The 7449-nt window shown below is 58.5% G+C and carries 4 protein-coding genes; 2 read left to right on the forward strand and 2 right to left on the reverse strand.

Features of this window, described 5'->3' with window-relative positions:
* Positions 1-33: 33 nt before the first annotated feature.
* Positions 34-1584, reverse strand: a complete 1551-nt coding sequence (locus tag ACFWYE_RS19335) for a hypothetical protein (protein WP_379113583.1) — start codon at positions 1582-1584, stop codon at positions 34-36.
* A 263-nt stretch (positions 1585-1847) separates the two neighbouring features.
* Between ACFWYE_RS19335 and ACFWYE_RS19340 the strand changes: the two genes are divergently transcribed.
* Positions 1848-2174 carry a hypothetical protein gene (locus tag ACFWYE_RS19340; RefSeq protein WP_379113585.1) on the forward strand — a complete coding sequence of 109 codons (327 nt, stop codon included), beginning with the start codon at positions 1848-1850 and terminating at the stop codon, positions 2172-2174.
* A 122-nt stretch (positions 2175-2296) separates the two neighbouring features.
* Here ACFWYE_RS19340 and ACFWYE_RS19345 read toward each other — a convergent pair whose 3' ends face one another.
* Positions 2297-6403, reverse strand: coding sequence for a Pls/PosA family non-ribosomal peptide synthetase (locus ACFWYE_RS19345; protein ID WP_379113587.1), 4107 nt, complete (start codon positions 6401-6403; stop codon positions 2297-2299).
* 486 nt (positions 6404-6889) lie between these two features.
* Between ACFWYE_RS19345 and ACFWYE_RS19350 the strand changes: the two genes are divergently transcribed.
* The gene (locus tag ACFWYE_RS19350) at positions 6890-7234 is read left to right on the forward strand and encodes a hypothetical protein (protein ID WP_379113589.1); all 345 of its coding nucleotides are present in this window, start codon (positions 6890-6892) and stop codon (positions 7232-7234) included.
* Positions 7235-7449: the final 215 nt, after the last annotated feature.

The raw sequence follows: 7449 nt of genomic DNA on the forward strand, positions 1-7449 counted from the left end.
GGTGGCGCCCCCCTTGTTTGAACGCAATCCCTCCTATTCGCAAACTTCGCTTTCGCAGGATTGTTCGGCCTCCCTGGCTCGCTCTTGTTCACCTGCCTCCTCTGGTTGAGTTTCTGCAGCACGGGGCTGAGACTCAACAGCCCCGGCCTCATCTGACGGCTGCGGCGCCGAGTCTACAGCATCGGGCGTTGCCTTCGCTGGCTCGGCCTCGTCCTCATAATCGACCTCATCGTTCGGCTTATCCTTTGGCGCCGCCTTAAGCTCTCGGCTGAATTCCACCTCGGCGGCCGATTCCGCTTCTGGATGAGGCCCGACACTTTCATTTGGCTGCATCGGCTCGGCTTGAGTAACATCGCCTTTGTCATCTACGCCCTTTTCTCCTTTTGCCGGTCCGTCATCCGGCACTGTTCCCGCTTCGGGCTTCACAGCTTCGCCCGCATCCCCGGATCCGGACGTTTCGTCCGTCTGCGTTTTCTCCGGCCCGCTTGGTGCAACCTCCCCCGGCTCGGTGCCAATGGTTGCAGGCGCGACAGCATCGTGCCATGCGACGGCTTCGGTGGCAGCACTGCGCAACTCTCGCTGATCTGGGCTGACAGTCACGTCAGAGGATTGAGCCTCGATCCGAGTGAGATCGGCCTCGACAGAAGCAGTTCCATCGACCACCACTGTAATGTCCTGGTCCACATAGACATCAATATCTTGCTGTATCGTCACATCGACGTTGATGTTAACCGCTTCCGGTGGATCGAAACGATCATCGTAATATGCCCAGGGGACGCTCTCGTAGTAGGCGTCGTAATAGCCGTCCCAGTAGCTGTCGACGAAGACAATCTCCGGCTCGAATACCACGAAGTGCTGTCGGTATTCCGGATAATAAACGGGAGTGACAATAGTGTAGCCTCCCACCCAGCCCCTGAACGAAATCAACACAAGGAGGGTTTCTTGGTAAGTTTCGACCGTCACGCCGCGGCGTTGGATAAGGTCGACCTGCGCAACCAGACCATCGACATCATGTGCCAGCCTTTCATTGGCGGCCACACGCTGGCGTAGATTTCTCACTTCTCGATCGAGCCGAGCGACCTGCCCATTGAGAGCATCAACCTGTTTTGGAGTCGCCTTCGACTGATGTTTGTTGCGGGCAAGAGCATATCGTGCCGTGTAGGTTGCCCAATTTGCGGAAACAGCACGCACACCCTCTGCTACCGTTGGATTGCGCAGCGAGACTGAACGGGCAACCGCCTCCAGACGGCCAACCGAGACGGCCAGACGCTCGGTAGCATTCGAAACAGCTCGGGCATTGCGATCCTTAAATGCCTTCTCAAGACCGGCAAGATCACTTGCGGCATGGTTGGCAGCCTCCAAAACAAGCGCATCACCGCGTGCAGGCTTGCCCTGATTTGATTTATAGCCAACCAGCACGGTCGCCAAGGAACGATGCATGTTGCGCAACAAGCCATCGGCATTAAGGGACGTCGCTGGAGCAGCCAAGGCAATCTGCGCCATCGGAAAGGAAACGGCGACCGTCGTACCCAATAGAAGAATTCTGAATACACCAAGCATCGCAAGCTTGCGTACCTTAACCATGAGGTCTCTCTCAGCTGTCGGGTTCAACGAAACGCTACCATAACCTATAGTTTTTACCGAGAACGGGGAAAAACTTTGGCACAATTCAGGCGGATTTCTGATTTCATCAGAGGCTGACAAAATGAATTTTGTTAATACGGCATCGGAACGTGACTATTGTCGCGAGCAACGAAGCATTCTCCACCAATCCTCCATCGTTTTTCGACAATACTTCCAATATGCGTGACTAAGCGTGGAGTGTGCCTGCCTATGGGATCGCGTTGATGTATTTCCTCCAGTTCCTCGCAGGAATGACCGTAACGTTCATCGCCACATTTGGCTGGTTTTATGTGAGCGGAGGATCGCTTCGGCAGGCCTTGGGCTTCGCTGTATTGGCGACCTGGATCATTCAAACAGCATATTTCCTAGCAGTGGTGTTGATGATCCGCAGCTCATCCAAGAGTGAGCCGTGCGTCCAACCTTGCCCGCCATTGGATTCGACGAAAGCAATTGCTCAGCGTGAACGAGTGGTTGTCCCGCAAGGCAGCGGCGAAGGTGCCACGGCAGGCGCTCAAGGTCGAGCGGCGAGTTCGCAAGCTCCAAGAGTATGACAGCCCTTCCGACATGCAGCCTCCTCTGATCGACGGCTCGTAGATGCGAGTTGAAGCAGAGCCCAACCGTATTCAAGCGGCGTCTGCCGTGGATAATCCCCTACCAAGCAGAGGCATTTTGTTCAGCGCTCAACAACTGCATCTGATTGCCTTACGAATCCTCGCAGCTTGGCCGGATTGCCGCGCCATATGGAATTGGGCTCCAACGCCTCTCCCTTCATTACGAAGGAATCAACATCGGCCACCGAACCGTCCCCCATCGTCACTCCGTAGTGTACGAAGGCGGCGGGTCCGATCGTGCAGCCGTTGCCGATACGGATGTAGTCGGACTTGAAAGCGCCCTCCTCCAGCGAATGTGCCTGAATGACACTGCCTTCGTTCAGCGTGACGTCATCGCCGATCTGCACCAGCGAACGCTCGGTCAGGTTAGCGCCGGCATCATAGACGCGGCGGCCGACCTTGACGCCCAGCAAACGTAGGATCATCGGCCGGAACGGCGTGCCGCCGAACAACCGCGCGATCGGCGAATCCGACAGTTTCCAATGGCGTTCGTGATGCCAGAATTTCGGATCATAGATCGTCGTCATCTGCGGCGTGAGCTTGCCAAAGCCGAGGCTTGCCCGCTCAATCAGGATGTAGAACGGGATTGCGACGGCGGAGGTGAGCAGCACAGCGGCAAACAGTGCGACTTCCATCCGAGCCGTGTCATAGTTCAATGCGTGGTTCCAGATGACGATCGTCACGAAAAGCATCACCCATTGCGCCGCCAGGAAGAGCAGCGCGGTGCCCAGATTGTAGCGGTTCTTGAATATCAGCCGATGCTTTCGTTCCTGTTCGCCAACGCTCGCGATCAATCGCTTGTCACGATCGACCATGCGCGGAATTTCGAAGGAAGGCGATCCGAGCAGACCGACATTTTCCCGCACCGGCCCATCAATGGGAACCATGACCTTGGTGCCAAGCAGACAATTGTCGCCTGTCTTGCTGTCGGGCGGGAAAAAGATGTTGTTGCCCAGATAATTGCGCTCGCCGATCCTGGTGCGTTCGAGCCGGAAACAGGAAGCGGATTTGTGGATGTTGATCATGAACAGCCCGTCCGACACCATCGTCTCAGTGCCAATTTCGCAAAGCAGCGGGTTTTCGTGCAGCTGGTTGGAACCGAGATTGGAACCGGTCTGCACCACTTTGTTGAGTTTCCAGCCGATGGCACGGATATAGTGGACGATGGCCGAGCTGTCGCCGAACACGAGATTGAGCAATTTCACATTGCTGCTGAGATCGGCCATAGTCTGCATCCAGTAGCGCAGGCCGTAGAGGGTGTATGTACGGCCTGGCTTCAGGAAGAGTCGGAACAGGCGCGGCACAAAGGTCGCTGCGAGGAACGCCATAACGAGATAGCCGAACAGCGTAACTGTGGTTCCAACAGCGACAACACCTATCGCCTGTTGATGGTCGTCACTGACATTTTGCCAATAGCTGTGGAAGAGCAACGGCAACGGTGTCACGAACAACAGGAGTACCAGCAATTGCGCAGCCTCGAACACAATGCGGCGCAGCCTCGGGGCGTTTTCGGTTGGTACCTTGCAATAGTCCGCCGTAGTCGGCACGGCGGGTGATCCATGCCAGGATTCGCCATCCGGAATAACCTGCCCGCGTTGCAGCGCCGAGGCGTGCCCTAGCTGAGTACGCTCGCCCATGCTCGTATGGATATCGAGCGTGCTGCCGACGCCAACGAAGGCCCTCTCGCCGATCGTCACCGGTCCGGTATGAATATAGCCCGCCTGCGCGTGGTAGCCGAGGACCATCGATTCCTTGCGCAGGATCGAGTTGTCACCGATCGAGATGAGGTCCGTGCACACCGGCACGGCGCGGCATTCGATGACCGTGTTTTTGCCGAGCCTGGCCCCGAGGAGCTGAAGATACATGCTGTAGAGCGGATTGCCCTTGAACAGCACCACGGGTGCCGTGCGGATCAGCGTCTTGACCACCCAGAAACGGAAGTAGCGCAAGCCCCAAATCGGAAATGCCTCAGCCTTCCAGCGGCCGACAAGCGCCCATTTGGCGACGACGGCGAAGCCCGACATGCCGAAAAAAACGGCGGCTTCAACCAGCACGCAGCGCAGATAGAGCTCAAACGGCTCATCGAGCGCTTCATAGACCCAGTCCAGTCCTTTGGTGAAGGTCCAAAGGCCGATGTAACTGTAAACGCCATAGAACAAAAGCTGCGCCACGCCGCAGCTCCAGTAGGTGAGATTCGATGCCCGGTGGGTAAGAAGCGGCGCGTCGGTGGCGGTCGTGATCTCGTCTGGCATCCGCAAATGCCGCGCCAGCCGAGCTACCGTCGGATGGAGATAGATGTCGCGCATGGAGGCAGTCGCCCACTCCTTGCGCGCGCGCAACCGAGCGCAGAAACGCGCCATCAAGAGGGAATTGGCGCCAAGATCGTCGAAGAAATTGTCGTCGGCCGAAACGAGGAAATCGCCTCCTGCAGACGTTTCACCGAGGTTCATGATTTCCTGGAGCGTCGCGGCAAGGAAACGCTCGTCATCGTTGCCGGGCTGAACCATGGCACGATCGGCGGTCAGGCGGAGGCTGCTCGGCTTGGGCAGCTTGCGTATGTCGGCCTTGTTCGAAACCGTCATGGGAATTGCGGGCAGTTCCTCCAGGTAGGAAGGCACCATATAGTCCGGCAGCCGGCGCTTCAGTTCACGGGCAAGATCGGCACGAGCGACCGGCATGCCGGTCTTGGGCGCGTAGTAGCCGACCAGTTCCGCGCGACCGGGTTCGACCTCCCAGGTGGTGACGGCCGCCTGCGCGATCGCGAGCTGGTCAAGCAGCACCGCCTCGATCTCGCCGAGTTCGATGCGGTAGCCGCGGATCTTGACCTGGGTGTCGATGCGCCCATGATATTCGATTTCGCCGTCGTCGTTGATCCTGGCGAGGTCGCCGGTGCGGTAGATTCGCTTCGACGGATTGTTCGGCAGCCCAAGGAAGTCAGGAATGAATTTCTCTACGGTGAGGTCCGGCCGGTTGAGGTAACCCTCGGCCAGACCGATGCCGGCAAGGCCGAGCTCGCCGAGTTCACCGAGCGGCGTCAGTTCAGGCTTTTCCGCGTCGATAATCACGGTCGAGTAGGTCGGTAGCGGCGCGCCGATGGTCACCGACTTGTCGGGCGTCAGCACGCTCATCGTTGCCGTCACTGTCGCTTCCGTCGGACCATAGGTGTTGAGGATCCGCCGGCCGGGCTTTGCCCAGCGCACGACCAGATTGGGCGGGCAGGCTTCGCCACCGACCAAAATCGTCAAAAGGCTCGGCACGTCGCTCTCAATGGAAGACAGAAGTGTCGGGCTACAAGCCATGCAAGAAATGTCGTTGTAGCGCAGGAAGTCGGCTAGTTCCTCCCCCACCAGCGTGCGCTGGCCCGGTGCCGGCACCACGGTCGCGCCGGCGACGAACGGCACCCAGATCTCCTCCGAAGAGAAATCGAAGGCGATCGTCATGCCCTGATAGACGCGGTCACCGGGGCGGTAGCCATAGGAAGCCGCGGCAACACGTATGAAATTGCAGAAGCTGCAGTGCTTGACCACAACGCCCTTTGGCCGGCCGGTCGTGCCCGACGTGTAGAGGATGTAGCAAATGTCGTCCGCCCCGTCGACGTGAAGGGGGGTGTCGGGCTGCGCGGAGATTTCCAGGGCCGAGCTTTCGATCAGCACGTGCCGGACCGGCAACCATTCGACCCGTTCAGCGTAGCCGTCGACGGTGATGATCAGGCCAATGCCAGCATCCTCGATGATGAGGGCCATGCGCTCTTGTGGAAAGGCCGTGGCGAGCGGCACGAAGGCGGCGCCGACCTTCATGACGGCAAGGATCGCGATATAGGTCTCGGCGGAGCGGTCGAGCAAAAGTCCTACCCGGTCGCCCGGCCGCACGCCGCGGTTGGCCAGCAGGCGCGCGAATTGATTGGCCCGCCTGTCGAGTTCGCGATAGGTCCAGACGCGGCCTTGCGAGATTACAGCGGGCGACGTGGCGAATCTCTGCGCCAGTTGCTCGAAGAACCGGTCGAGCCGCTCGCCGGGGCGGCCTTCCTGCGCAAAGTCGGCGCCGATCAACACCTGGCGTCGCGGGAATGTTGCATTGACAGTGTTAGTCGGCTTTTTTGCCGGTCTGTCGAGAATAGCTGCGGCAGCTCCGTCAAGCTCCGCGCGGTCTACACCGTGAACCATTTTCATACTCTGTGATCAAAAGGGGTTACCGGACCATCTGGTCCCTATCGGAAAGATCGGAATTCTGCGCTTGAGGGTCTGCAATCCTGCCTTGGCAGGAACCGATGTCACCGACGAGGATCGGGCCACATTGAACCGTTGTGTGGCGATGTTCCTTGCTGCGGACATCGCATATTGGGGCCTGGAGATGACCGACGGGCGTCGACCCAGTTTTGGTGCCTTGGAGATTGACGATCCTGGATTTTTGGACGCCAAAGCGCTTCGAGTTTTCGCATCGCCCTTGTAGCTTCGGTTACGATCGCAACAATGCTTCCTCCATTCCGATGCATGGCATCGGCGGAAACGTCTTTTGAGGCTGGATGTCATCGCTGTCGGTAATGCGTGTATATATTCTGGAGCGTTGATAGCATTCGCCACCAACGGCGAAGAGGCGTGCGTCCGGGCTCCCATTGGCATAGGCGAGCCGAAAGCGGCGCAATCAACGGAGTCGCGATGTTCAGTGCAGCGGCCACCAATGCTGCGCCGGACGCGCAGGGTCGTTTTTTTGTCGACATCAACGACATTATCCTCGGGGGAAGTTATCGCGACTTGGCTCGGTCTATCGAAAACTGGGGCATTGATCGCCCTCTTGGCGCGTCCATCAGCTTCGATAGGCCTCGGTTCACAAGCAAGCAGGCCGTCATTGTGCGTCCAATGACGGCATTTCACCGCCCAATAGAAATTCCGTGCAGGTCTGCGCTCGAGCGACTGGACCGTGAGCGTGGTCGCGCACAGGATGGTGACGATGACAACACCAGGAAAGAGGCGAAGCAGCATTCTCTACCCCTGTTGCCGTGACGCGCTCGGACGCGCTCGCGCGTTGTCCCGTTTCATAGGCGGGTTTCTAGACCGGCCAAGCTGACAGGCCGCTGATGCGAGCGTCAGCGAATTTTCAGCTACGTTCCTATAGAGTGACGGGCAGATCCGGAGATTGCTGTGAGACGACTGGCTGGCTTGAGGTGTCTCGTGACATGCGGGGTGCTGCTGTTGCTCCTATCGGCAGGCGCGCACGC

Source organism: Mesorhizobium sp. NPDC059025 (assembly GCF_042739655.1).
Taxonomy (GTDB): domain Bacteria; phylum Pseudomonadota; class Alphaproteobacteria; order Rhizobiales; family Rhizobiaceae; genus Mesorhizobium.

Bases quoted from the DNA above. Each gene is read 5' to 3' on its own strand.
- ACFWYE_RS19335 (WP_379113583.1), bottom strand. From the start codon at position 1,584: ATGGTTAAGGTACGCAAGCTTGCGATGCTTGGTGTATTCAGAATTCTT.
- ACFWYE_RS19340 (WP_379113585.1), top strand. From the start codon at position 1,848: ATGTATTTCCTCCAGTTCCTCGCAGGAATGACCGTAACGTTCATCGCC.
- ACFWYE_RS19345 (WP_379113587.1), bottom strand. From the start codon at position 6,403: ATGAAAATGGTTCACGGTGTAGACCGCGCGGAGCTTGACGGAGCTGCC.
- ACFWYE_RS19350 (WP_379113589.1), top strand. From the start codon at position 6,890: ATGTTCAGTGCAGCGGCCACCAATGCTGCGCCGGACGCGCAGGGTCGT.